This window comes from Micromonospora sp. NPDC050200 (genome assembly GCF_040656135.1).
In the GTDB taxonomy this organism is placed as follows: domain Bacteria; phylum Actinomycetota; class Actinomycetes; order Mycobacteriales; family Micromonosporaceae; genus Micromonospora.
The window spans coordinates 1-23,467 of the sequence record NZ_JBFALG010000066.1; the positions used below are offsets into that span (position 1 = coordinate 1).

The following is a 23,467-nucleotide window of genomic DNA, read 5'->3' on the forward strand; positions in this document are numbered from 1 at the left end:
GTGGGTTGGCCCAGAACGGCAGAGTGCGGGGCCGCGCCTCCGCGACCGCGGCCGGGGGGGGGGGGGGGGGCGGCGGGGGGGGGGGGGGGGGGGGGGCGCGCCCCCCCCCCCCCCCCCGCCGCAGGGGTGCCGGTGTCAGACGGTGTAGCCGCCGTCGACGTCGAGCTGCTGGCCGGTGATGAAGCCGGCCCGGTCGCTGGCCAGGAAGCAGACCGCCTCGGCGATGTCGTCGGCGGTGCCGAAGCGGCGCAGCGGGATGTTGCCGCGGGTGACCGTCAGCGCTCGCTCGTCGAGGTCGCCCGAGGCGATCAGCCGGGCGGCCATGCCGTCGGTCAGCATTCCGGGGCCGACGCAGTTGGCGCGCACGCCGTATCGCCCCTCCTCCGCGGCGATGCCCCGGACCAGCGCCTCGACCGCGCCTTTCGGCCCGGCGGAGAGGCCGTCGCGGATGGGGTAGCGCCGGGTGGCGGCGGTGGTGACGGCGACCAGGCTGCCGCGACTGTCCCGCAGGTGCGGCAGCGCGGCGTGTGCCAGGTGGAAGAAGCCGAGGGTGTCCTGTTCCAGTTGGGCGCGGAAGGTCGCCGGGTCGACCCGGCTGAGGTGGACCATAGGTACGTGTGGCCCAGCGGCGTAGACCACCGTGTGCAGCCCGCCGAAGCGCGCGGCGGCTTCGGCGAGTACCACCGCGCAGGCTCGCGCGTCGGTGAGGTCGAGCGGCCAGGCGCCAGCGCGCGCGAGTTCGTCGGCGAGTCCCTCGGCCGACGTGGCGTTCCGGCGGTAGGTGAGGGCGATCGCGCTGCCGCGCGCGGCGAGCATCCGGGCGACGGCGCGCCCGATGCCGCCGGTCGCGCCGACCACCAGGGCGGCGCCGGGACGTTTCGAGAAGTCGTCGATCACCGGGCTAGGCTACCAAGCAAGCACTTGGTAGGCTAGCTCCGCGGAATCGAGCCGCCCCGGCTCACGGCAGGCAATCACCCCGTGGTAGGCCGAGGACGACGCACGGGCGGCATGGCCAGCCCGGAAAGCACAGGGGCCGGCGGGATCTCACAGGAGGGTGGCGATGAGCGGATCGACACGAGTGGTCGTGGTGACCGGCGCCGGGCAGGGACTCGGGCGAGCGCACGCCTTGGCGTTCGCTGCCGAGGGTGCCCGCGTGGTGGTCAACGACGTCGGTCCGGCGGCCGACGACGTGGCCGGCGAGATCAGGGCAGCCGGCGGCACCGCCGTGGCGAGCAGCGGCGACGTCGCCGACTGGAACTACGCCCAGTCGCTGATCGCCCTCGCCGTGGAGACCTACGGCCGCCTGGACGCGCTGGTCAACAACGCCGGCCTGGTGCGCGACCGGATGCTGGTCAACCTCTCCGAGGCGGAGTGGGACGAGGTGCTGCGGGTCGATCTCAAGGGGCATTTCGCGCCGTTGCGCCACGCTGCGGCGTACTGGCGCGACCGCGCCAAGGCCGGCCGGCCGGTGGCCGCCCGGGTGGTCAACACCAGCTCCGGCGCCGGCCTGATGGGCAGCGTCGGGCAGAGCAACTACGCGGCGGCCAAGGCCGGCGTCGCGGCCCTCACCGTTGTCGCGGCGGCCGAGCTGGCGCGCTACGGCATCACCGTCAACGCGATCGCCCCGTCCGCCCGGACCGCGATGACCGAGGCCGTCTTCGCCGACGCCATGCGTACCCCAGGCGAGGGCTTCGACGCGATGGCGGCCGAGAACGTCTCGCCGCTCGTGGTCTGGCTGGCCGGCGAGGAGTCCGAGGACGTCACCGGCCGGATCTTCGAGGTCGCGGGCGGGGCGGTCAGCGTCGCCGACGGCTGGCAGCACGGTGAGGCGATCGACGCCGGCCGGCGGTGGCGCCCCGACGAACTGGGTCCGGTCATCCGCGAGCTGATCCGCAAGGCACCGGCCCCGGCCCCGGTCTACGGAGTCTGAGATGCCAGCGGTCGACGACATCCCCGACTTGCCGGACGCCGAGTTCCGCCGGTGCGTCCGTGAGTGGCTCGCCGCCCACCTGACCGGGGAGTTCGCCGCGTTGGTCGGCTCCGGCGGTCCTGGGCGTGAGCACGAGAACATCGAGCTGCGTATGCGCTGGGAGCGCGAGCTCGGCGCAGCCGGCTGGATCGGGCTGGGCTGGCCCCGCGCCGCCGATGGCCGAGGCGCGACCATCGCCCAGCAGGTGATCTTCTTCGAAGAGTACGCCCGGGCCGGTGGCCCCGGGCGACTCAGCCACATGGGCGAGTATCTGCTCGCCCCCACGCTGATCGCGTTCGGTACCGAGGAGCAGCGGCGGCGGTTCCTGCCGCCGATCGCCGCTGCCGCCGAGTTCTGGTGCCAGGGCTACTCGGAACCGAACGCCGGCTCCGACCTGGCCTCCGTGCAGACCCGGGCGGTCCGCGATGGCGACGTATGGCGGATCACCGGCCAGAAGGTGTGGACGTCGTTGGCGCACGTCGCGGACTGGTGCTTCGTGCTCGCCCGCACCGACCCGGACGCGCCCAAGCGCCGCGGGCTGTCGTACCTGCTGGTGCCGATGGACCAGCCGGGCATCGAGGTGCGTCCGATCACCCAGATCACCGGAACGTCGGAGTTCAACGAGGTCTTCTTCGACGGCGCGGTGACCACGGCGGAGAACATCGTCGGCGAGCCGGGCGACGGTTGGCGCGTCGCTACCGGGACGCTCGCGTTCGAACGGGGCGTGGCCACCCTCGGTCAGCAGCTCGGGTTCGCCCGCGAGCTGGACGAGGTGTTCGCCGCGGCCCGGGCCAGCGGGACGTACGACGACCCGGTGTGGCGGGACGCGGCCGTGGATGCGTGGGTGGGCCTGCAGACCCTGCGCCACCAGGCGTTGCGCACTCTCGGCACGCCGGAGGGGGAGCTGCCCGGAGTGGAGGCGTCGGTCGCCAAGCTGCTCTGGGCGCCGTGGCACCAGCGCCTCGGCGAACTGGCGATGACTGCGGTCGGGCCGATGGCCACGCTCGCCGACGGTGGCCTCAGCGACGCACAGCGCCTGTTCCTCTACACCCGGGCAGACACCATCTACGGCGGATCCAACGAGATCCAGCGCAACATCATCGCCGACCGGCTGCTCGGCCGGGTGCCACGGAGCTAGGGGGAGCGGGTGGAATTCGGATTCACCGCCGAGCAGACGGACCTGCGCGACACGGTGCGGGCCTTCCTGGCCCGGCACGCCACCTCCCCGTGGGTGCGGACCGCGGACGGCTTCGACGCCATGCTCTGGGGGCGCTTCGCCGGCGAGCTTGGGGTCACCGCGCTGGCGATCGACGAGAAGCACGGCGGGTTCGGCGCCTCCGAGGTGGAGCTCGGCATCGTCCTCGAGGAGGCCGGACGGGTGTTGCTGCCCGCGCCCTACCTCTCCACGGTCACGGCCGCGGCAGCCGTCGACCCGGCGCTCGCCGCGGACCTGCTGCCGGGATTGGCCGACGGCAGTGTCATCGCCACGCTGGCGCTGGCCGAACCCGGCGCCGGCTGGACGCCGGATCGCTGGTCCTGCACCGCCCGGCGCGGCGGCGACGGCTACCTGCTCGACGGAATCAAGGAGCACGTGCTCGACGGCGCGGTCGCCGACGTGGTCGTCGTCGCCGCGGTCTGCGACGGCGAGCCGGGCCTGTACGCCGTTCGCGCCGAGAACCTCCGACGCACGCCGCACGACACGCTGGATCCGACGCGGCGCCAGGCCCGGCTGGAGTTTGACCAAGCCCCGGCGTCGCTGGTCGGGCGCGACGTGCGGCGGGCCGTGGAGCTGCTGTGGGCGGCGCTCGCCGTCGAGTCGGTCGGTGTCGCCCGGGCCAGCCTGGAGCTGACGGTCGACTACCTGAAGACGCGGCAGCAGTTCGGCGTGCCGCTGGCGCACTTTCAGGCGTTGCGTCACCGGGTCGCCGACCTGGCCGTGGCCGTGGAGGCGGCGACCTCCAGCGCCTGGTACGCGCTGCGGGTGGCCGGCACCGAGGAGTTCGGCGTCGCGGCGCCGCTGGCGAAGCTGGTTGCCGCCCGGGCCGCCTACGCGGTGACCGCGGAGAGCATCCAGTTGCACGGCGCTATCGGCTTCACCTGGGAACACGACGCCCACCTGTATTTCAAGCGGGCGACCGCGAACGGGCTGCTGCTCGGGGACGAGGTGGCGCTGCGCCGGGTGATCGCGGCGCGGGCCGGGCTGTGACACCGGACGCGTTGACCGCGAACCAAGCGCTTGTTAGGTTCATCAACAGGATTGAGACCAGCCGAAAGGCCGCGAGACGCCTGCCCGCTTCGCCGCGGACGCACTGCGACCAGGAGCGACTGATCGGCCGAGGAGTAGGGGACATGCTGTGCCAGAAGCCGTGATCGTGGCCGCGGCCCGTTCGCCGATCGGACGGGCGTACAAGGGCTCACTGACCGAGATGCGGGCCGATGATCTCGCCGCAGAAATCATGCGGGCGGCGTTGTCGCAGGTGCCCGCGTTCGATCCGCACGACCTCGACGACGTGCTGGTCGGTTGCGCCCAGCCGGCCGGCGAGCAGGGGTACAACCTCGGCCGGATGCTGGCGCTCCAGTTCGGACTGGACGACGTGCCCGGGACCGTGGTGCAACGCTACTGTGCCTCCTCCCTGCAGGCCGCGCGAATGGCGTTCCACGCGATCAAGGCCGAGGAAGGACACGCCTTCGCGGTGGCCGGGGTGGAGGTCGTCTCCCGGTACGACCGGGGCAAGTCCGACGGTGCGCCGGGGACCCACAACGGGCGCTATGCCGCTGCCGAGGAGCGGACCGCCCGACGCGCGCGCGGCGGCGCCGAGGTGTGGCGAGACCCACGCGAGACGGGCGAGGAGCCCGACGTCTACATCGCCATGGGGCAGACCGCGGAGAACGTCGCACAGCGGTACGGCGTCAGCCGCCGCGAGCAGGACGAGTTCGCCGTACGCAGTCAGAACCTGGCCGAGAAGGCGGCGGCCGACGGCTTCTGGGAGCTCGACATCACCCCGGTGGCCCTGCCCGATGGCACCCTGGTCAGCCGCGACGACTCGCCACGCGCCGGGGTGACACTGGAAAAGGTGAGCGGCCTGCAGCCGGCGTTCCGTCCCGACGGGACGGTCACCGCGGCCAACTGCTGTCCGCTCAACGACGGTGCCGCCGCGCTCGTCGTGATGAGCGACGTCCGGGCGCGTCAGCTCGGGCTCACCCCGCTGGCACGGATCGTGGCCACCGGCGTCTCCGCGGTCAGCCCGGAGATCATGGGCCTCGGGCCGGTGGAGGCCAGCCGGCGAGCGTTGGCGAACGCGGGGATGTCCATCGGGGACATCGACCTCGTCGAGATCAACGAGGCGTTCGCGGCGCAGGTCATCCCGTCCTGCCGGATGCTCGGTGTCGACCCGGAGCGGGTCAACGTGCACGGCGGGGCGATCGCGCTCGGCCACCCCTTCGGCATGACCGGAGCCCGCATCGCCACCACTCTGATCAACGGACTGCGCTTCCGCGACAAGCAGTTCGGCCTGGAGACCATGTGCACCGCGGGCGGGCAGGGCATGGCGATGGTGCTGGAGCGGCTCGCCTGAGCGCAGCGGGCGGCCCGGTGCCTCCGGCGCCGCCCGCGCTCAGTCACCCTTGGCGGTCAGGCCGTCCAGGAAGAGCGAGGTGGCGTCCTCGGCCAGCTTGGCGATCGGGTACCCCTTGCTCGGCTTGAACCAGCGCACCGACAGCCACACCGCGTCCCGCATCAGCCGGTAGAGGATCTTCGCGTCCAGGTCGCCGCGGAACACGCCTTCGGCGACGCCGGCCTCGATCACCTTGAGCCAGGTGTCCTGCACCTGGCGGCCGGCGTTGCGCAGGTAGCCGAAGCGTTCGATCCCCAGCAGGTAGTTGACGTCATTCTGGTAGATCTCAGCGGCGTGCGGGTGCGCCTCGACCACCTCCAACGACGCCACGATCAGGTCGTGCAGCCGGATTCGTGCGTCGGCCTCCTGGGCCAGCACCTTCGCGTATCGATCCTTGAGGTCCCGCAGGAACGACGAGATGATCTCGTCGACCATCGCCTCCTTGGAATCGAAGTGGTGGTAAAGGCTGCCGGAGAGGATGCCGACCTCGTCGGCGATCTGGCGGACGGTGGTCGCCGCCACCCCCTTGCGGGCGAACAGGGCGGCCGCGGTGTCGAGGATCGCCTCGCGCCGGTCCCCAGGCTCTCGCACCAATGTTTCCCTCACAGACAACTAGACGGGACGGATCGTGTTCGGCCCGAGGCGTACGGCCACTGCCGTCGGCCGCATTCGGGCCGTCACCTAGCCTACCAAGCGCTTGTTACGAGAGTGTTCCCGGCGCGCCGTTCCGCCGGGCCGACCGTCCTCGACCGGCGCCCCACCGACCGTCACGGGCGTGTCCCCGTGAGTGCGCACCCCCGGGCGGGTAGGTCAGGGATCGATCCCTGTGGGAGTCGGTGTCGATTTGCTCACGCAGGATGCCACGATCCAACGCGTGGTCGCTACTGCGGTGCCCATGAACGTTTACCGGGTGCCGGACCGACGGAGGTCACCGGGGCGCGACCAGGCGCGCGGCTGCCCGGCGAGCCTGCGCGGCCAGCGCCGCAGCCTGCTCGGCGAAGGACTCGGGGGAGCGGTCGGTGACACCCATGGCCCCCCGGCGCATCCGGGTGTACACGTCCTCGACGATGCAGGCCGTCTTCCACCAGCTGAAGGCGAGGTGGTAGTCCAGCGAGGCCGGGTCCTCACCCGTCGCGGCGCAGTACCGCTCGGCCAGCTCCGCGCGGGTGGAGAAGCCGGGGACCACGGTCGGCGGCGCGTACAGTGCGGTGTGCTCGTCGGCCGGCTCCGCCCAGTAGACGAGGAACTGCCCCAGGTCGACCAGCGGGTCGCCGACTGTGGTCAGCTCCCAGTCGAGGATGCCCCGGACGGCCATCGACGGGCCCAGGACGCAGTTGTCCAGGCGGTAGTCGCCGTGGACGATGCCGGTGCGGCGCTGCTCGGGAACGAGCTCGGCCAGGCGCGCGTGCGCCGCCTCGAGATCGGGAAGCTCGCGGGTGCCGCCGCGCCGCCAGTTCCCGTACCACCGGCGTAGTTGACGTGCCACGTGGTCGCGGCGCGCCGTCAGGGCGCCGAGGCCGACCCGCTCCGGGTCCACCCGGTGCAGCGTCACCATCGCATCGACCAACGCCGGACCCACCACCCGCCGCTGCGCCACGCTCAGCGATGCCTCGACGCCGGCCGGGTCGCGCAGCACCAGGCCGTCCAGGTGCTCCAACACCACGAAGGGCGCGTCGGTGACCGAATCGTCCGCGCAGACGGCGAGGACGGCGGGCACCGGCACCTCGCCCGCGAGCCCGTCCAGTAGGCGCGCCTCGCGAAGCACGTCGTGCGCCGTCGCCGCGTGCGAGCCGAGCGGCGGCCGGCGAAGCACCCGACGTACGCCCGCGGCGTCGGTGACCAGGTACGTGAGGTTCGAGCGGCCACCAGGCAACCGGCTGAACCCGATCGGCGGCCGCAGCCCCGGCAGGTGCTCGGCCAGCCAAGTGGGGACCGCGGGGGAGATCCCGAGCGGCAGGGGCGGCACGGCGCTCATCGGCGACTCCCCGGAATCGGATGTGGCGACTTCGCGATGACAGTAGCAAGCGCTTGGTTGGCTCGCTATAGTTCCTCAATCGGCGTGACCGCCGCCATGGCGACCGAGAGGAGGTGCGGTGACACCGATCTGGTCCGGCTTGTCGATCGGGGCCGTCTACGCCCTGATCGCGATCGGCTACAACGTCGTCTTCATCGCATACACGACGTTCAACTTCGCACACGCGCAACTCATGATGTTCGCGATCTTCGTGACCTACTGGGGCCTCGTCGTCGCCCAGCTCCCGGTCCTGCTGATCTTCGCCATCGCGGCGGTCGGCGTCGGGCTCATCGCTCTGCTCGAGGAGTTCGTGGCCATCCGGCCGGTCAAGGGCGCGCACGCCCACCTGGTCACCACCCTGGGCATGGCCACCCTCCTCGACGGCACCACCCGACTGATCTGGGGCGACCAGGTGCTGAAGGTGCCGGCCGTCGGCTCGGACGCCACCTTCACACTGCTCGGCGGCCGGATCAGCGCCCCCGAGGTGGTGCTGGTCGTCAGCGTCGTCGCGATCGCGGTGGCGATGATCGTCTACAGCCGTCGGTCGCTGACCGGGCTTGCCCTGCTGGCCATGGCCGAGGACCGGGACGCGGCGCTGCTGCGGGGAATCAACGTCAAGCGGCTCGCCCTGGGGGCGTTCGTCTTCACCGGGGTGCTGGCCGGCCTGACCGGCCCGCTGGTCGGCCCGAAGACGTTCGCGGTCTCCACCCTGGCCGCGGCGCTGGCGCTCAAGGGCTTCGTGGCACTGGCCATCGGCGGCTTCGGCAGCCTGCCCGGGGCGCTGCTCGGCGGCTTTCTCGTGGGGCTGGTCGAATCGCTGACCGGGCGCTGGCTGGGCAGCCAGTTGCCCACGATCATGGTGTTCGTCGTCCTGCTGCTGATCCTGATGCTCAAACCCACCGGGCTGTTCGGCACGACGCGGGAACGGATGGTGTGACGATGGCGCTTCCCCGTCAGCTCCGTGCCCTGCCGTCATGGACGATCCCCCTGGTGCTGGCGGTGCTGCTGGTCGCGGCGCCCTGGCTCGGCATCAGCTCCGGCACCCGGCGGCTGCTGCTGCTCACCTGCATCCTGGCGCTGCTGTCCAGCGGGCTGAACCTGAGCTTCGGGTACACCGGCGAGTTGGCCCTCGGGCAGGCCGCCATGTACGCCACCGGCGCGTACCTGACCGGCTACCTCGCCATGCACTGGGTCAACGACCTGGCTCTGCTCGTGCTGGTCGCGGCCGCTGCGGCGCTGGTGGTCGGACTGGTCTCCGGGGTGCCGGGGCTGCGGCTCGGCGGTTGGTCGCTGGCCATGACGTCGTTCTTCCTGGTGTTGCTGGTCCCGCAGTTCCTCGACCTGCTCGAGCACTACACCGGCGGGGCGGTGGGCATGGTCGGCATCCCCCGGCCCCGGCTCTTCGGCGCGGAGTTGAGCAGCCTCGACATGTACGTCGTCGTCGCGCTGATCACCGTCTGCTGGTTCGCGGTGATGCGCAATCTGATCACCTCCCGGCACGGGGTCGCCTTCCAGGTCCTGCGGGAGAGCCCGATCCTGGCCTCGTCGCTCGGCATCTCGGTCTACCGGATGAAGCTGACCGCGTACGCGATCGGCGCGATCCCGGCCGGCATCGCCGGGGCCCTCTTCGCCTATGTGGACAAGTACCTCGCGCCGCACTCGTTCGGCTTCACGCTCGCCGTGACGGTGCTGGCCGCCTCGATCCTGGGCGGCGCCAAGAGCATCTACGGACCCTTCGTCGGCGCCGCGGTGATGCAGTACGGTCCGCTGCGTTCCACCGAGTTCGAGCAGTACACCCAAGTCGTCTACGGAGTCTTCCTCATCCTCGCCGGGACGCTGGTGGCCAACGGCCTGGCCGGGCTCGCCAACCGGGCCGTCGCCCGGCTGGCGGCGCGCTGGCGGCCCACTTCGGATGCGGTCGTCGCCGGCGAGGCCGCGCCGGTCGGCCCGGCACCCGACGGTCCCGCGCTGCCGCCGTTGACCGGTGCCCGGCTTGAGGTGACCGACGTACGTAAACGCTTCGGCGGCCTGCAGGCGTTGGGCGGAGTCACGCTGACCGCAGTGCCCGGGCAGATCACCGCCCTGATCGGACCGAACGGATCCGGCAAGACTACGTTGCTCAACGTCATCTGCGGCTACTACCGGATCGACTCCGGGTCGATCCACCTCGGGGACGCGGAGATCACCGGCCGTAGCACGCACGACGTCGCTCGGGCGGGGGTCGCACGGACCTTCCAGACGCCGCTGTTCCCGGAGCACATCACCGTACGGGAGGCGGTCGCCGCCGGGGCCTACTCGCCGCGCCACGTCGGGATGCCGGCCGCGATCCTCCGGCTGCCTCACTACCGGCGGGCGGCGGCCGCCGATCGGGCCGAGGTGGACGACGTGCTGCGCCTGGTCGGCGCCGCGAGGTTGGCCGACGTGGAGGCGGCGTCCCTGCCGCTGGGCACCCGGCGGCTGCTCGAGGTGGCGCGGGCGCTGGTGGCCCGGCCCAAGGTGCTCCTGCTCGACGAGGTCGCCTCCGGCCTCGACGAGGACGAGATCGAACGGCTCGCCGAGCTGATCCGCGCGATTCGCGCCGCAGGCACCACGGTGATCCTGGTCGAGCACAACTTCCGGTTGGTGCTCGACCAGGCCGACGCCATCCATGTGCTGGCGCAGGGCGAGTTGATCGCCTCGGGTACGCCCAACGAGATCGAGAACCACCCCCGGGTGCTCTCCGAGTACCTCGGCGTGCGGCAGGAGGTCCGTCCGTGAGCAGTCCGGCCACTGTGGAAAGTCCGCTGTTGGAGGTCCGTGGCCTGGCCAGCGGGTACGGCGACATCCGCGCGGTCTGGGACGCCTCGTTGCAGGTCCGCGCAGGCGAGATCACCGTGCTGCTCGGGCGCAACGGCGCCGGCAAGACGACCACGCTCCGGGCGGTCGCCGGGTTGAACCGGGCGGACGCCGGCTCGGTCGTGCTGCGCGGCCGGGACATCACCGGCGTGCCGCCGCACCAGCGGGTGCGGGCCGGCATCGGGCTCGTGCAGGAGGGCAAGCGGATCTTCCGTCGCCGTACCATCGAGGAGAACCTGCTGCTGGGTGGCTACACGCGCGGGCTGAACAAGCGGAAGCTGCTGGTTGAGCTGGACCCGATCTACGAGATGTTCCCGACCCTCGCGCAGCGCCGGCACGTGGCCTCGGGCCAGTTGTCCGGTGGGCAGCAGCAGATGCTCGCCATCGGGCAGGCCCTGATGGCCCAGCCGTCGCTGCTCATGCTCGACGAACCGTCGGGTGGCCTGGCGCCCTCGGTGGTCGCCGAGGTGATGGCCACGGTCGCCGCACTCAAGGCCACCGGGATCGGCATCCTGCTGGTCGAGCAGGCCGTGGCGGCTGCTCTCGAGGTCGCCGACCGGGTCACCGTGCTGGACGTGGGCCGGGTGATCCTCGATCGGCCGGCGGCGGACGTCGCCGGGTCCGACGCACTCGCCGACGCGTACTTCGGCCGGCTCCGGTAGTACGGGCCCGGGGTGCCCGGCCTGCCCGCGCGCCCGCCTGGTCGTCGGGGCCACCGACTGTCCGAGCAGCAGCCGGACCTTCGGTTGGCGCCCGACGACCCGCCGGCGAGAGAGAACCGGCCGCTGGGTGGCGGCTCGGTGCCGGGCGGGACGGATCACGCGATGGGTGACACCGTTTGGACCACCGGGTCGGAGCGCAGGGACACCTGCACCTCGATCCGGCTCGCACACGAGGGACAGTGCAGGCGCCGAATGACGAACCGCTCCGAGCCGGGGTAACGCGCGGGAAGTGGCGCCGCCTCGTGCACCGGGCCTTCCACGACAGCCATCGCCAGGTAGGGGTTGCCGTCGACCGGGCTGAGCGGGGCGGCGCACCGCGCGCAGGCGATGTGCCGCCCCCCGGGGCCGTCGACCAGATCCAGCGCGTTGGTCAGTCGGCGACCGGGCCGGTGCGCCACCGGGGCCGCCGGCTCCCGGCCGCCGATCCGGTCCGAGCGCACGAGCCGGCGCCGGGCCGTCGTCGTCTCCCGGTCCACCGTCCAGGACGTCGCGCCAACCCGTACGAGCACGACGCCGTAATCCCGTTCGGCCCCCGTGACGCTCACCAGCCCGTCCTCGACGTCGGTCAGCACCGCCGCGGGGTCGCGCTCCAGCGGGTCGCCGTACCCGCCTCCGCCCTGCGTCACCGCCAGGTGCACGGCGCTGCCGGTGAGCCGCGCTGCCGCGTCGGGCAAGGGCAGAGCGCGCGCGACCGGCCCGCCGGCCAACAGGTCGTCCACGACCTCGACCCGGCCGGCGTAGAACATGCTCTGTCGGCCGGGGTCACCCCCGTCGAGACCGACCGCGGCCGGATGCTGCAGTCCCTGGGCGAACGAGACGACCCGGACCGGCTCCTCGGTACCGTGCGGCCGAAGCGCGATGACGCATCCCACCCCGCCCCGCTGCCGTCCCGGGCCGGCAGAGTCGGCGAGCTCGGCCCGCCGTAGGTACAGCACCGGCAGGTAGCTCTCGTTGACCTCCACATTGGCGCAGGACGCTCCGGGTGAGGTGGTGGAGCCCGACGAGTCGACGCCGTCGAGCAGCAGCGTCGCCCCGCCGCCACCGGTCAGCTCGTCCAGCGTCATCGAGCCGAACGGCTCGCCGGAGCGTGAGACACCGGAGAGCACCCCGCCGCCCGCTCCGGACGACTGGCAGCTGGCCATCGCCAGCCGGGCGAGCTCCACCGAGCCCTCCAACATCCGCGACAGGCACGCGTTGACGCTGACCCGGATGGCCTGGCAGGAGGTGGCGGTGCTCATCGCCACTCCGGCCGGCCAGCAGGCGTGCACCACGGTGCCCTCACGGCTGACGATCTTCACCACCCGGGCGACGGCACCCGGCACCCACAGCAGGTCCGCGCACAGGTAGACCAGCACCGACGCCACGGTGAAGTTGACCAGGGCGGGGTAGGCGGCGTTGATCGCACCGGGGGCCTGTGGGGAGCTGCCGCTGAAGTCCAGGATCAGCTCGTCACCCCGCTTGATCGCCTCCAGCCGCACCAGGTAGACGTCCGTGTTGTCCGGCGCCGGCGTGCCGTGTTCGAGGTAGGACACGTGTCGCCAGCGGCCGTCCGGGAGCTCCCGTAGCCGCGCGCGAAGCTGCCGCTCCGCGGCGTCGACGAGGTGGTCCATCGCCGCGACCACGGTATCCGTGCCGTAGCGGCGGCACAGGTTCTGGATCGCCGCCACGGCGGCGCGGTTGGCCGCGATCTGGCCGGCGAGGTCCAGCGCGTTCAGGCGTGGGGTGCGGGACCGGACCAGATAGCCGCGCTCGATGTCGCGGCGGATCCGGTCGTGCTCCACGATCCGCACCGGGGGCACCGGCAGGGGCTCATCGAAGATCGACCCGGCGTCCAGCGCCAGTCCGCCGGTGGCCGGACCACCCACGTCCGGCTGGTGCACGGTCGAACCGCACCAGGCCACCAGCGTGCCCTCGTGAAACACCGGTGCCACGACGACGACGTCCGGCTGGTGCAGTGTGCCGACGTACGGATCGTTGGTCATGAACTGGTCACCGGGACGGATTCCCGGGTCGGTGGAGTAGTTCCGGATGATGTCGGAGGTGACCAGATCGAGGGAGGCGACCTGGCACAGCACGTAGTCCCCGCAGGCGACGACGGTGCCGTCGGCCGTGGTGATGGCGGTGTTCAGGTCGTTGGCTTCGACGGCGATCTGCGATCCGGAGACCTGCCGGAGCATGATCGCTGCTTCCTCGTTGATCCCGGCGAGGCGGTGCCGGATGATCTCCAAGGTGATCGGGTCGGGCGGGGTCGTGGTCACGCTGTCTCCTCAAGGATGAGGCGGAGATCTCCATCGGAGAGCGCCTGCAGGGCCTGGCCCGGATAGACCACGACCGTCGTCTGGTCCGACTCGACCAGGCACGGGCCGCTGATGCGCTGGCCTGCGCCGAGGGCCTCCCACCGGTACACCGGCCAGTCGTCTGCCTGGCCGCGGAACCAGGTGGGGGTGGTGCGCACCGGTTGTGCCCGACGGCGCGGGCGCGGCGAGGGCGCGGGTACGGCGATCGGACGGACCGCCTCCAGCCCGACGGCCACCACCTCGACGGGCGTGTCCGGCGGTGCGCTTCCCGGCCCGACGACCAGCTCGTAGCCCTTGTGGAACCGTGCCAGCAGGTCCTCGATCACGTCCGCGTCCACCGGGCCGGCCGGGATCGGCAGGTCGACGCGCTGCAGTTGCCGGTAGAACCGCAGCCCGACGCTGCGCCGGACGGTCAGGTGGGCGCCCCGGAGTTGCGCCACCACCTCGGGCTCGAGTTCGGCCAGCGCCGCATCGATCAGTGGGCCCGCGTCGACGAGGGGGACCGGCCGCAGGTCGCGCCCCTCGGCGACGCGCAGGTCGGCCGAGATCGCGCCGTAGGCGGAGAACTCGGGAGCCAGGGCCGGGATGATCACCTCGGAGACGCCGAGATCCTCCGCGTACCGGCCGACGTACTGCGGACCGGCGCCGCCGTACGCGACGAGGACGAAGTCGGACGGGTCGTGCCCGCGTTGGATGGTGGTACGTCGGACCAGGTCGCGCATCTGCGCGCACGCCACCTGGACGATGCCCTCGGCTGCCTCGATGACCCCGACGCCCAGCGGGCGCGCGACATGCTCGCCGATCGCGCGGCTCGCCGCGTCCCGGTCCAGTGTCAGGGTGGCGCCAAGTCGGGTCACGTACCCGAGGACGACGACGGCGTCGGTCAGCGTCGGTCGGGCGCCGCCCAGTCCGTAGCAGGCCGGCCCGGGCCGCGCGGCCGCGCTCTGTGGCCCGACGCGCAGGGTGCCGAGCGCCGGGTCGTACCAGGCGATGCTGCCTCCCCCGGTGCCGATCGACGGGATGTCGACCGCGGGCACCGCCAGCGGTATCCGGTCGATCGTGGGCAGTCGGGCCGAATGGGCCTCACCGTCGATTACCAGGCCGACGTCGAAGCTGGTGCCACCGACGTCCGTGGCGATCAGGTTGGCGTGACCCAACCGGGCGCCGAGCGCCCGGGTGGCGGACACGCCGCCGGCCGGTCCGGAGCGCAGGGTCTGCACCGCCTGCCGACGCGCCACCGGGGCCGGCTGCACGCCGCCGCCCATTCGCATGACCACGAAGTCCCCGACGAAGCCGTGGTCGCGCAGTCGGGTTTCGAGCCGGCGCAGGTACGAGGCGACCAGCGGCGCGGTGTACGCGTCGACGACCGCCGTGCAGGTGCGCTCGTACTCGCCGATCCGGGCGGCCACGTCGCTGGAGAGCGTCACGTGCACCTCCGGTGCGATCTCGCGGACCAACTCGCGGATGCGGTGCTCGTGGCGGGGGTTCACCGGTGCCCACAGCAGACCGACGGCGATCGATTCCACGCCGGCCGCGACCAGCCGCGTGATGGCGGCTCGGGCGACCTCCTCGTCGAGCGGGACGATGACTTCCCCGGTCAGGTCGACCCGCTCCGGCACCCCGGCGACGTCGCTGCGGCGTAGCGGCAGGTCCGGCTTGCGCCACCGGCTCGGCGCACGGAGGTCCGACTCGGGCAGGTGGTGCAGTTTCGAAGCTTTGGCGATGGCCGGCGTCGACTCGAACCCGGCGGTGGTCAGCAGGCCGACCCGGGCACCGGAGCGGGTCAGCAGCGCGTTGAGTCCGACGGTGGTGCCGTGGGCCAGTACGTCCGTGGCGGACAGCAGGTCGCGCAGGGTGAGTCCGAGACTGTCCGCGACCGTGCCGACGGCGGCGAGGACTCCGTCGTCGACCCGCCCCGGGGTCGACAAGGCCTTGCCCACCGTCGTCCGGCCGCCGTGATCCAGCACGACGGCGTCGGTGAAGGTTCCCCCGGTGTCGATGCCGATCAGCCGCATCAGCTCGCTCCTCCGTGTACGGGGACGGTCACTCCGGTGAGGTACGACGCCTGGTCCGAGCAGAGGAACTCGATCACGGCGGCGGTTTCGTCGGCCCCCTGGGAGCGTCCGAGTGGGACGTCACGGCTGAGCCACCGGTCGAGCGAACCGGCTTCCCGTTCCGCCAGCGTGACCAGGCCGGGATTGGGGAAGAGGCGGCTCGGGCCGACCGCCAGTGGGCTCACCGCGTTGCACCGGATGCCGTACGGCGCGACCTCCTTGGCCAGGACCGCCACCAGGTGTTCGACGGCGGCACGGGCGGCGCCCAGCGCCCCGATGCCCGGGGTGGGGCGGCGCGCCGCGTGCGACGACAGGGCCACGAGTGCGCCGGGCCGGCCGAGCTGGATCATTGCTCGCGCGGCGGCGCTGAGCAGCCGCAGGCTCCACGTCACGTTGACGGCGAAGCATCGTTCGAAGGACTCGGACGCGAGCTCGAGCAACGGGCCGTCCCCGGCCTGGGCCCCGGTGGCACCGTTGAGGGTGCAGCAGATGTCGAGACGCCCGAACTCGGTCACCACCTCGTGGACCAGGTCCGGCCAGTCCCTGCGGTGCGGGTACGCCACACCGAACGCCCGGCCGGGGCCGGCCGCGTCGACTTCCGCGACGATCTCGTCGAACAGCGCCGGTGGCACCTGTGCGGTGTCCCGCGGTCCGTGTTCGTCGGCGAGATCGTCGACGCAGATCACGTGCGCGCCCCTGGCGGCCAGTCGCAGTGCGGTGGCCCGGCCGATTCCCGGAGGCCTGCCCACGCCGAGTACGAGCGCCACCCGGTCCTGAAAGCAGCCCGCCTCGCTCATGCGCTGACCAGAGGCGGGTGCGGCAGGGACGTGCCGGTGCGGGTGTTCGGGTGGCGCAGGCCGTCGACGAGGACGGCGCAGAGCGCGGAGACCGTGCGTACCGCGGGGTCACCGAGGACGTCCGACCGGTGACCCTGATCGACCAGGCCGGTGATCGCGGTGAAGATGAGCCAGGTCGCCGCGGCGGGGACAACGTCGTCGCGTAACAGCCCGTCGCGCTGCCCGGCAGCGATGATCTGGTGCCAGAGCGCGATGCAGGAGAGCCCCGACTCGACCAGTGGGGCGAGGGCGGGGGTCCGCCGGATCAGCCGCATCTCGCCGACCAGGGCCTGGTGCTCGTACCGGTGGCTCTGCCCGACCTCGGTGGCGGCGGTGATCAGGGCGAGGAGCCGGTCGAGCGGGTCACCGGGATGTTCGCCGGCGGCGCGCAGCGCCGGCCACATGGCGGCGAAGTAGCGGTGCCCCACCGCCAGCAGGATGTCCTCCTTGCCGGGGAAGTGGTTGTAGAGCGAGGCCGGCCGGATGCCGGCTGCCGCCGCGATGTCGCGCATCGACGTGCCGTGGTAGCCGTGCTCGGCGAAGAGTTGCGACGCGGCCAGCACGATCCGGTCACGGGTCGGTTCCGTTTGCGGGTGATTCATCCACGCACCTCTGATCACGGTGTTGACACAAACGAACGCTTGTTAGTACAGCTATACCTACCAAACGCTTGCTACATTCGGAAGAGGTGACGGATGAAACCAGCCTCACCGCAGGTGGCGGTCCGGGACGCGGCGGACGCGGACGTCCCGCCCGATCCGGAGCTGGACCTGCTGTTCCATCCCCGTACCGTCGCCGTCATCGGCGCCTCCGACACCCCGGGACGACCGACCACCCTCAACTGGCGCCGGGTTCGGGACTGGGCGGCCAGGACGGGTGCGACGGCGGTGCCGGTCAATCCCCGGCGGACGGAGGTCGACGGAACGCCCACCTACCCCTCGGTCAGAGAGGTTCCCGGGGAGGTGGATGTCGCCGTGGTCCTCGTCAGCGACGTGGACCGGGTGGTGCAGGACGCCGTCGACAAGGGCGTGCGATTTCTCGTGGTCTTCGCCGCCGGATTCGCCGAGACCGGTGCGGACGGGGCCCGACGTCAGGCCGACCTGGTCCGTCGCCTCGCCGCCGGTGGCGTCCGGATGCTCGGGCCCAACACGAACATGAACCTGTTCGAAGCGTTTCGCGACGACCTGCCCGGCCGGGCGATCGCGCTGATCACCCAGAGCGGGCATCAGGGCCGACCGGTCTTCCAGGGGCAGGAGCTCGGCATCCGGTTCAGCAACTGGGCGCCGACCGGCAACGAGGGGGATCTGGACGCGGCCGACTTCATCGACTACTTCGCCCGGTTGCCGGAGACCGGCGCGATCGCCGCATACCTCGAGGGCTTCCACGACGGGCCGGCGTTCCAGCGCGCCGCGGCCCGGGCCGCTCGGCTCGGCGTGCCGATCGTCGTGGTGAAGGTGGGCCGCACGGCGGTGGGACGGTCCTGGGCGCAGTCCCACACCGGACACCTGGCCGGCGCCGACGAGGTTGTCTCGGCGCTGCTGCGCCAGTACGGGATAGCCCGGGTCGACGGGCTGGACGAGCTGCTCGACACCGCCGCTCTGTTCGCCCGGGCCAAGCGCCCGCCGGTCCCGGGCGTCTGCGTTTACTCGATCTCCGGCGGAACCAGCGCGCACATGGCCGACCTGCTCACCGCCGCCGGCATCGACCTGCCCGAACTCACCCCGCAGACGCGCGAGCGGTTACGGGAGTGGATTCCGGACTACCTACGGATCGACAACCCGGTGGACAACGGCGGACACCCGGTGGGTGACTGGCGGGGACGCAAGATTCTCGACACCATCCTCGCCGACCCGGGCGTGGGCATCCTGGTCGTACCGATCACCGGGGCCTTCCCGCCGATGAGCGACGCCTTCGTGGCCGACCTGGTCGCGGTGTCGGCCACCACCGACAAGCCGGTGTGTGTGGTGTGGGGCTCGCCGTCGGGCACGGAGGACGCCTACCGGGTGGGGCTGCTGGGATCCCAGCTGCCCGTGTTCCGCACCTTCGGCAACTGCGTCACCGCCATCCGGGCCTTCCTCGACTTCCACGCGTTCCAGGACGACGTGTCCGAGCTGGTGCTGCCGGAACCGCGCCCGAACCCGGCGCCGACCGCCACCGCCGCGCGGACCTGGACCGAGGTGGAGTCCAAGGAGCTGCTCACCCGGTACGGGATCGCGGTGACGCGGGACGTGCTGTGCGCGGACGCGGCGGCGGCCGCCGCGGCGGCGTCGTTCGACGGACCGGTGGTGCTCAAGGCGGTCGCGGCGGGCATCGCGCACAAGTCCGACCTGGGCCTGGTCCGCCTCGGCGTACGGAGCCCCGACGAGGTCGCGACCGTGGTGGCCGAGTTCGAGCGGGTGGTCGCGGCGCAGTCGGGCGCGAGCTGGCAGGGCGTCCTGGTCAGCGAGCAGCTCGGTGGCGGGGTGGAGACGGTGGTCGGCATCGCCCCTGACCCGGTGTTCGGCCCGGTGGTCATGGCCGGCATCGGCGGCGTCGCCGTGGAGGTCTACCGGGACGTGGCGTTCCGGATCCCGCCGTTCGGCCGGCGCGAGGCTCATCGGATGCTCCGCGAGCTGCGTGGCTTCCCGCTGCTGGCCGGGCACCGGGGCGCGCCGCCGGCGGACCTGGAGGCCCTGGTCGATGTGATCATGGCGGTCCAGGACATCGCCCTCGACGGAGTGGTCACCGAGCTTGATGTCAACCCGTTGCTCGCCCTCCCGGAGGGGGCGGTGGCGCTCGACGCCTTGGCAACCGGAGTGGCTCATGGCTGAGCGCGGACTGCTGGCCGGTATACGAGTGCTTGAGAGCTCGCTGCTGGAGCCGGGCGCCCTCGGCATGACCCTCGCCGAACTGGGCGCCGACGTGATCAAGGTCGAGCCCCCCGGCGGTGACTACGTCCGCACCATGGCCTGGCCGATCATCGAGGGCGTGTCGTTGCTGCACTGGCATGTCAACCGGGGCAAGCGCAGCGTCGGCATCGACCTGCGGTCCGCGGCCGGCGTGGACCTCTACCTGGACCTGGTCGAGCGGTCCGAGGTGGTCATCGAGGCGATGCGTCCCGGTGCGCTCGCGCGCCGGGGCATCACCGTCGAGCGGATGCGGGAACGCAACCCGGCGCTGGTCGTGTGCAGCGTGTCGGGCTGGGGGATGACCGGCCCCTACCGGGACATCCCCGCGCACGGCATCGGTTTCGACGCATGGGCCGGCCTCGCCGCGCCGGCCGTGGACGACGAGGGCTTCGTCAACCTGCCCCCGCACACCACCGTCGGAGTGCGGGTCACCCCCGTCTGGGGCGCGTTGGCGGTGTGCGCCGCGCTGCTGCGGGCCCGGGCGACCGGGGTCGGCGCCCACATCGACCTCGCCCAGAGTGATGTCGCCGCGACCACCAACTGGTACGCCATCGAGGGCACCCGGGCCTACGAGCGGCCGGCGACGGAGGTGACCGGGAACCCGGCCGACGGCGGCGCCCGGCGGGCGCCGGGGGTGGCCGGGATGGCGGGATCCGTCCGCTACCAGTACTACCGGTCGATGGATGGTCATGTCCTGCTGATGGCGTCCGAGCGGGAGTTCTGGCGGAACTTCTGCCTGGCGGTCGGCCGGTCCGACCTGTTCGAGGCGAACCCGGGCGAGCAGTACGCCGATCACGCCCGCGGCAATCAGACGCTGCGGCGGGAGCTGCAGGCGATCTTCGAGACCCGGACCACGGCGGCGTGGGTACGTCTCGGCGCCGAGGCGAACTGTCCCATCGCGGCGGTCAACGACGCCGCCTCGATCGCCACCGACCCGCAGTTCCGCGAGCGGTTGCCGTGGTCGCCGGCGAAGGAGAGCGGCGCCGAGCTGATGCCCGGCCCGATTCGCCTGGTGGACGAGGCGGCGGTTCCCCTGGGCGCGGCGCCTGGTGCCGGGGAGCACACCGACGAGGTGCTCCGGTCGGTGCTGGGTATGACCGGCGCGCAGCTCGCCGACCTGCGGGCGGCCGGAGTCGTCGATGGCCCCGTACCTCCGGCGGAGCCCGGTGCGAAAGCTTGACGCAGATCACACCCGACCCTACAGTGCCAACCAAGCGCTTGCTACGTCGCGTGGCCGGCATCGGAACCTAAGGAGAGCCTTCGTGCGGAAGCGACTCGGTGTAGTTCTCGTGGCCGCCGCACTGGCGGCGACCGCTTGCAGCCCGGACCCTGACGCGGACTCCGCTGACGCCAGCGGGGGAGACCAGCCTTACCGGATCGTCCAACTCGTGGGTCTGAGCCAGCCCGGACCGGCCGCGTTGAACGCACAGGCCGCGTCCCAGGCGGTCAAGGCCGCCGTCGCCGTGCTGAACAGCAAGGGCGGGATCCTCGGCCACAAGGTCGAGCTGGAAGTCATCGACGACGGCGGAGACCCGACCACCGCCGTGACCAAGCTCCACGAACGGCTCGCCAAGGGCCCGAAGCCCAACCTGGTGCTGCCGGGCAACACCAGCGCCGAAGCGCTGCCCATGGCACCGATCCTCACCGAGGCGGAGATCTTCTCCGTCCAGCAGGCCAGCGCCTCCGCCCTCGACGACCCGGCCAAGTTCCCGTACCTGTTCAAGACCCCACCCGTCCCCGAGACCTGGGCGAAGTCGCTGGCCGACTATGCCAAGTCGAAGGGCGCGAACAAGATCGCCATGATCGCCGGCAAGGACGCCTTCGCGCAGGCGACCGCTGCGGCGACGCGTAAGGCGATCGCCGAGGCCGGCCTGACCCTATCCGGAGATGAGACCTACACCGCGGAGGATCTGGACGTCACCGCCCAGCTCGAGCGACTGCGGGCGACGAAGCCGGACCTACTGTTCATGCAGGGGGCCGGTGCGTCGGTCGGCTACGTGCTGCAGAGCCGGCTGAAGATCGGTTGGACCGACATCCCCCTGGTGGCCGACTCGACCTCGGCGACCACGTCGTTGCTCAACCACGCGGCGCCCGATGGCCTCGTCGGGACACCCGCCGCCCAGAACGTCAACGTGCAGATCGTGTCCGCGGCCGTCAAGGGGCACCAGGGTGCCAACCCGGGCAGCCTGGACACCATGATCACGGCGTTGAAGAAGGAGGGCGAGATCAAGCTGCCGCTCAACGTCTACTACGCCTACGACGCGGTCATGCTGGCCGCCAAGGCGGCTGAGAAGGCCGGCGCGATCACCGACGCCAAGGCCGAGGCCAAGGCCCTGGAGACGTTCACGCCGCAGGAGACCGGCCTGTGGGCGCTGGCCAAGTACACCTTCACCGCCACCTCGCACGGCCCCGCCGTCGACGTCTCGTCGGTGGCCGTCATCCCGGCGGCGGTGCTCACCGAGGGTCAGTACGCAGCCGCCTCCTGACGACCCGGCGCGGCCCCGGCCAGCCCGCCTGCGCGGGACGGCCGGGGCCGCGGCCATCGGCGATCCCCGGACCCGAGACGAGGTGGCGACGATGAAAGCCGGGCAACGCGTCTCCGTCAACGGCGTTGCGGCCCTGGGCCGGCCCCTCGCCGACGAGCTGGCGATCTACCAGGAGGCCGGCGCCGAGCTCATCGGACTGCCCGCCGGCAAGCTGGAGCAGATCGGCTGGGCCACCGCGCTGGACGAGGTCAGGGCCAGCGGGCTGGCCGTGGCGTACCTGTTCATGCCGCTCACCTGCCACCCGAGGGACGGCGCGGGTTGGGTCGCGCAGGCGCGCATACTCGCGGCGGCGCTGGACGCGGCAGCTGCGCTCGGCGCCGCCACCGTCTACCTCACCAGCGGCCCGTCCGGCGAGCTGAGCTGGGAGGATGCGGCTGCCTCGCTCGCCGAGCGGCTGGCCCCGGCGATCGGGCGCGCCGCGCGGCTCGGCGTCGCGCTCGCGGTGGAGAACACCATGTCCATCCGCGGCGACCTGAGCTTCACGCACAGCCTCCAGGACGCGGCGGCGCTGGCCCGGCGCCTCGACATCGGGCTCTGCGTGGACCTGTACTGCTGTTGGCAGGAGCGGGGGCTGGTCGACACGCTGCGCGCCGAACTCGACCGGGTGCGGCTGGTCCAGGTCAGCGACTTCCGGTTGGGCACGCTGAGCCTGCCCAACCGCTGGGTGCCTGGCGACGGGGACATCCCGCTGGAGCGTCTGCTGCGGCAGCTCATCGGGCTCGGCTACCGCGGTCTGCTCGACCTGGAGTTGCTCGGCCCGGCGATCGAGGCGGAAGGGACGCCGCGGGCGCTGGCCCGCGGCGTCCGGTGGCTCACCTCCCGGCTCGGCCGCTGACGCCGGCGTGCCTCAGCCCTGCTTCATCGAGCTCGCGGTTTGCCCGGCCAGCGAATCCCCGCCAACCTCGGCGTTGTGCGCGTGCGCGGCGTGGTGCAGGCCGAAGACCGAGTCCATGCCGGCCCGCATCCCCATCAGGTCCTCCGCCTGGTTGACCGCCTTCTTGGTCAGCGCGAGCCCCAGCCGCGGCATCTTCGCGATCCGCCCGGCCAGCGCGAACGTCTCGTCCTCCAGCGCCGCTCGGGGCACCACCCGGTTGACCATGCCCAGGGCCAGCGCCCGCTCGGCGCCGATCCGGTCCCCGGTGAACAGGAACTCCTTGGCGAACCGTGGGCCCATCACCCACGGGTGGGCGAAGTACTCCACGCCGGGGATGCCCATCCGCACCACGGGGTCGGCGAAGAACGCGTCGTCGGCGGCGACGATCAGGTCGCAGCACCAGGCCAGCATCAGGCCGCCGGCCACACAGGCGCCCTGCACCATCGCGATCGTCGGCTTGGGCAACTCACGCCAGCGCCGGCACATCCCGAGGTACACCTCGGACTCGCGGGCGTACCGGCTGTCCACGCCCTGCTTGCCGACGTGGTCCCACCAGAGGCCGGCGCGCCGCTCGAACGACGTGTCGACGTCCCGGCCGGGGGTGCCGATGTCGTGCCCCGCCGAGAAATGCTCGCCCGCCCCGGCCAGCACGACCACCTTCACGCCGTCGTCTGCGGCGGCCCGGTAGAACGCGTCGTCCAGCGCGTACGTCATCGCCGAGTTCTGGGCGTTGCGGTACCTCGGCCGGTTCATGGTCACCACCGCGACCTCGCCCCGCTGGTCGTAGGTGACGACGTCGCTCTCGGTCTCGGTCACGG

The 23,467-nt window shown here is 72.1% G+C and carries 19 protein-coding genes; 11 read left to right on the forward strand and 8 right to left on the reverse strand.

What is annotated here, in order from left to right:
* Positions 1 to 135: 135 nt before the first annotated feature.
* Entirely contained in the window at positions 136 to 897 is a 762-nt protein-coding gene (locus tag AB0I41_RS29370) for an SDR family oxidoreductase (protein WP_357113832.1), read from the reverse strand.
* 163 nt (positions 898 to 1,060) lie between these two features.
* On the opposite strand from AB0I41_RS29370, the gene AB0I41_RS29375 reads away from it, so the two are divergent.
* From AB0I41_RS29375 to AB0I41_RS29390, 4 genes are all read left to right on the forward strand, one after another.
* Positions 1,061 to 1,930, forward strand: a complete 870-nt coding sequence (locus tag AB0I41_RS29375) for an SDR family oxidoreductase (protein WP_357113833.1) — start codon at positions 1,061 to 1,063, stop codon at positions 1,928 to 1,930.
* Between the two features lie 28 nt (positions 1,931 to 1,958).
* Positions 1,959 to 3,107: an acyl-CoA dehydrogenase family protein gene (locus AB0I41_RS29380; RefSeq protein ID WP_357113861.1), complete on the forward strand. Its 1,149-nt coding sequence runs from the start codon at positions 1,959 to 1,961 to the stop codon at positions 3,105 to 3,107.
* A 9-nt stretch (positions 3,108 to 3,116) separates the two neighbouring features.
* Positions 3,117 to 4,175, forward strand: coding sequence for an acyl-CoA dehydrogenase family protein (locus AB0I41_RS29385; protein WP_357113834.1), 1,059 nt, complete (start codon positions 3,117 to 3,119; stop codon positions 4,173 to 4,175).
* A gap of 148 nt (positions 4,176 to 4,323) precedes the next feature.
* On the forward strand, positions 4,324 to 5,544 hold the full coding sequence (locus tag AB0I41_RS29390; protein ID WP_357113835.1) for an acetyl-CoA C-acetyltransferase: 1,221 nt from the start codon (positions 4,324 to 4,326) through the stop codon (positions 5,542 to 5,544).
* A 39-nt stretch (positions 5,545 to 5,583) separates the two neighbouring features.
* Here the strand turns inward: AB0I41_RS29390 and AB0I41_RS29395 are convergent, their stop codons facing one another.
* Both AB0I41_RS29395 and AB0I41_RS29400 read right to left on the reverse strand, forming a co-directional pair.
* Positions 5,584 to 6,174, reverse strand: a complete 591-nt coding sequence (locus AB0I41_RS29395) for a TetR/AcrR family transcriptional regulator (protein WP_357113836.1) — start codon at positions 6,172 to 6,174, stop codon at positions 5,584 to 5,586.
* A gap of 337 nt (positions 6,175 to 6,511) precedes the next feature.
* Entirely contained in the window at positions 6,512 to 7,558 is a 1,047-nt protein-coding gene (locus tag AB0I41_RS29400; protein ID WP_357113837.1) for a phosphotransferase family protein, read from the reverse strand.
* A 118-nt stretch (positions 7,559 to 7,676) separates the two neighbouring features.
* Here AB0I41_RS29400 and AB0I41_RS29405 point away from each other — a divergent pair, with 118 nt between their 5' ends.
* The 3 genes from AB0I41_RS29405 to AB0I41_RS29415 are packed head-to-tail and all read left to right on the forward strand — an operon-like array spanning position 7,677 to position 11,094.
* Complete coding sequence (locus AB0I41_RS29405; RefSeq protein ID WP_357113838.1) at positions 7,677 to 8,534, forward strand: branched-chain amino acid ABC transporter permease; 858 nt, start codon at positions 7,677 to 7,679, stop codon at positions 8,532 to 8,534.
* A 2-nt stretch (positions 8,535 to 8,536) separates the two neighbouring features.
* The gene (locus AB0I41_RS29410) at positions 8,537 to 10,354 is read left to right on the forward strand and encodes a branched-chain amino acid ABC transporter ATP-binding protein/permease (RefSeq protein WP_357113839.1); all 1,818 of its coding nucleotides are present in this window, start codon (positions 8,537 to 8,539) and stop codon (positions 10,352 to 10,354) included.
* A complete protein-coding gene (locus AB0I41_RS29415; protein ID WP_357113840.1) occupies positions 10,351 to 11,094 on the forward strand; it encodes an ABC transporter ATP-binding protein in 744 nt (247 codons plus the stop codon). The genes AB0I41_RS29410 and AB0I41_RS29415 overlap by 4 nt, the downstream gene beginning before the upstream one ends.
* Before the next feature lie 155 nt (positions 11,095 to 11,249).
* Here the strand turns inward: AB0I41_RS29415 and AB0I41_RS29420 are convergent, their stop codons facing one another.
* From AB0I41_RS29420 to AB0I41_RS29435, 4 genes are read right to left on the reverse strand one after another with little or no spacing between them, the layout of a single operon-like run.
* Complete coding sequence (locus tag AB0I41_RS29420) at positions 11,250 to 13,412, reverse strand: hydantoinase B/oxoprolinase family protein (RefSeq protein ID WP_357113841.1); 2,163 nt, start codon at positions 13,410 to 13,412, stop codon at positions 11,250 to 11,252.
* A complete protein-coding gene (locus AB0I41_RS29425; RefSeq protein ID WP_357113842.1) occupies positions 13,409 to 15,466 on the reverse strand; it encodes a hydantoinase/oxoprolinase family protein in 2,058 nt (685 codons plus the stop codon). Before AB0I41_RS29425 ends, AB0I41_RS29420 begins: the two co-directional genes overlap by 4 nt.
* Positions 15,466 to 16,302: an SDR family oxidoreductase gene (locus tag AB0I41_RS29430; protein WP_357113843.1), complete on the reverse strand. Its 837-nt coding sequence runs from the start codon at positions 16,300 to 16,302 to the stop codon at positions 15,466 to 15,468. Before AB0I41_RS29430 ends, AB0I41_RS29425 begins: the two co-directional genes overlap by 1 nt.
* Positions 16,299 to 16,943, reverse strand: coding sequence for a TetR/AcrR family transcriptional regulator (locus tag AB0I41_RS29435; protein WP_357113844.1), 645 nt, complete (start codon positions 16,941 to 16,943; stop codon positions 16,299 to 16,301). Before AB0I41_RS29435 ends, AB0I41_RS29430 begins: the two co-directional genes overlap by 4 nt.
* A 93-nt stretch (positions 16,944 to 17,036) precedes the next feature.
* On the opposite strand from AB0I41_RS29435, the gene AB0I41_RS29440 reads away from it, so the two are divergent.
* From AB0I41_RS29440 to AB0I41_RS29455, 4 genes are all read left to right on the forward strand, one after another.
* The gene (locus tag AB0I41_RS29440) at positions 17,037 to 19,151 is read left to right on the forward strand and encodes an acetate--CoA ligase family protein (protein ID WP_357113845.1); all 2,115 of its coding nucleotides are present in this window, start codon (positions 17,037 to 17,039) and stop codon (positions 19,149 to 19,151) included.
* Positions 19,144 to 20,409: a CoA transferase gene (locus tag AB0I41_RS29445; protein ID WP_357113846.1), complete on the forward strand. Its 1,266-nt coding sequence runs from the start codon at positions 19,144 to 19,146 to the stop codon at positions 20,407 to 20,409. Before AB0I41_RS29440 ends, AB0I41_RS29445 begins: the two co-directional genes overlap by 8 nt.
* 82 nt (positions 20,410 to 20,491) lie before the next feature.
* A complete protein-coding gene (locus tag AB0I41_RS29450; RefSeq protein WP_357113847.1) occupies positions 20,492 to 21,715 on the forward strand; it encodes an ABC transporter substrate-binding protein in 1,224 nt (407 codons plus the stop codon).
* A gap of 91 nt (positions 21,716 to 21,806) precedes the next feature.
* Entirely contained in the window at positions 21,807 to 22,610 is an 804-nt protein-coding gene (locus AB0I41_RS29455) for a sugar phosphate isomerase/epimerase (RefSeq protein WP_357113848.1), read from the forward strand.
* Positions 22,611 to 22,622: 12 nt separating this feature from the next.
* Here the strand turns inward: AB0I41_RS29455 and AB0I41_RS29460 are convergent, their stop codons facing one another.
* Positions 22,623 to 23,465 carry an enoyl-CoA hydratase gene (locus AB0I41_RS29460; RefSeq protein WP_357113849.1) on the reverse strand — a complete coding sequence of 281 codons (843 nt, stop codon included), beginning with the start codon at positions 23,463 to 23,465 and terminating at the stop codon, positions 22,623 to 22,625.
* Positions 23,466 to 23,467 lie beyond the last annotated feature (2 nt).

Bases quoted from the DNA above. Each gene is read 5' to 3' on its own strand.
- AB0I41_RS29375 (WP_357113833.1), top strand. From the start codon at position 1,061: ATGAGCGGATCGACACGAGTGGTCGTGGTGACCGGCGCCGGGCAGGGA.
- AB0I41_RS29400 (WP_357113837.1), bottom strand. From the start codon at position 7,558: ATGAGCGCCGTGCCGCCCCTGCCGCTCGGGATCTCCCCCGCGGTCCCC.
- AB0I41_RS29410 (WP_357113839.1), top strand. From the start codon at position 8,537: ATGGCGCTTCCCCGTCAGCTCCGTGCCCTGCCGTCATGGACGATCCCC.
- AB0I41_RS29425 (WP_357113842.1), bottom strand. From the start codon at position 15,466: ATGCGGCTGATCGGCATCGACACCGGGGGAACCTTCACCGACGCCGTC.
- AB0I41_RS29430 (WP_357113843.1), bottom strand. From the start codon at position 16,302: ATGAGCGAGGCGGGCTGCTTTCAGGACCGGGTGGCGCTCGTACTCGGC.
- AB0I41_RS29435 (WP_357113844.1), bottom strand. From the start codon at position 16,943: ATGAATCACCCGCAAACGGAACCGACCCGTGACCGGATCGTGCTGGCC.
- AB0I41_RS29440 (WP_357113845.1), top strand. From the start codon at position 17,037: ATGAAACCAGCCTCACCGCAGGTGGCGGTCCGGGACGCGGCGGACGCG.
- AB0I41_RS29445 (WP_357113846.1), top strand. From the start codon at position 19,144: ATGGCTGAGCGCGGACTGCTGGCCGGTATACGAGTGCTTGAGAGCTCG.
- AB0I41_RS29455 (WP_357113848.1), top strand. From the start codon at position 21,807: ATGAAAGCCGGGCAACGCGTCTCCGTCAACGGCGTTGCGGCCCTGGGC.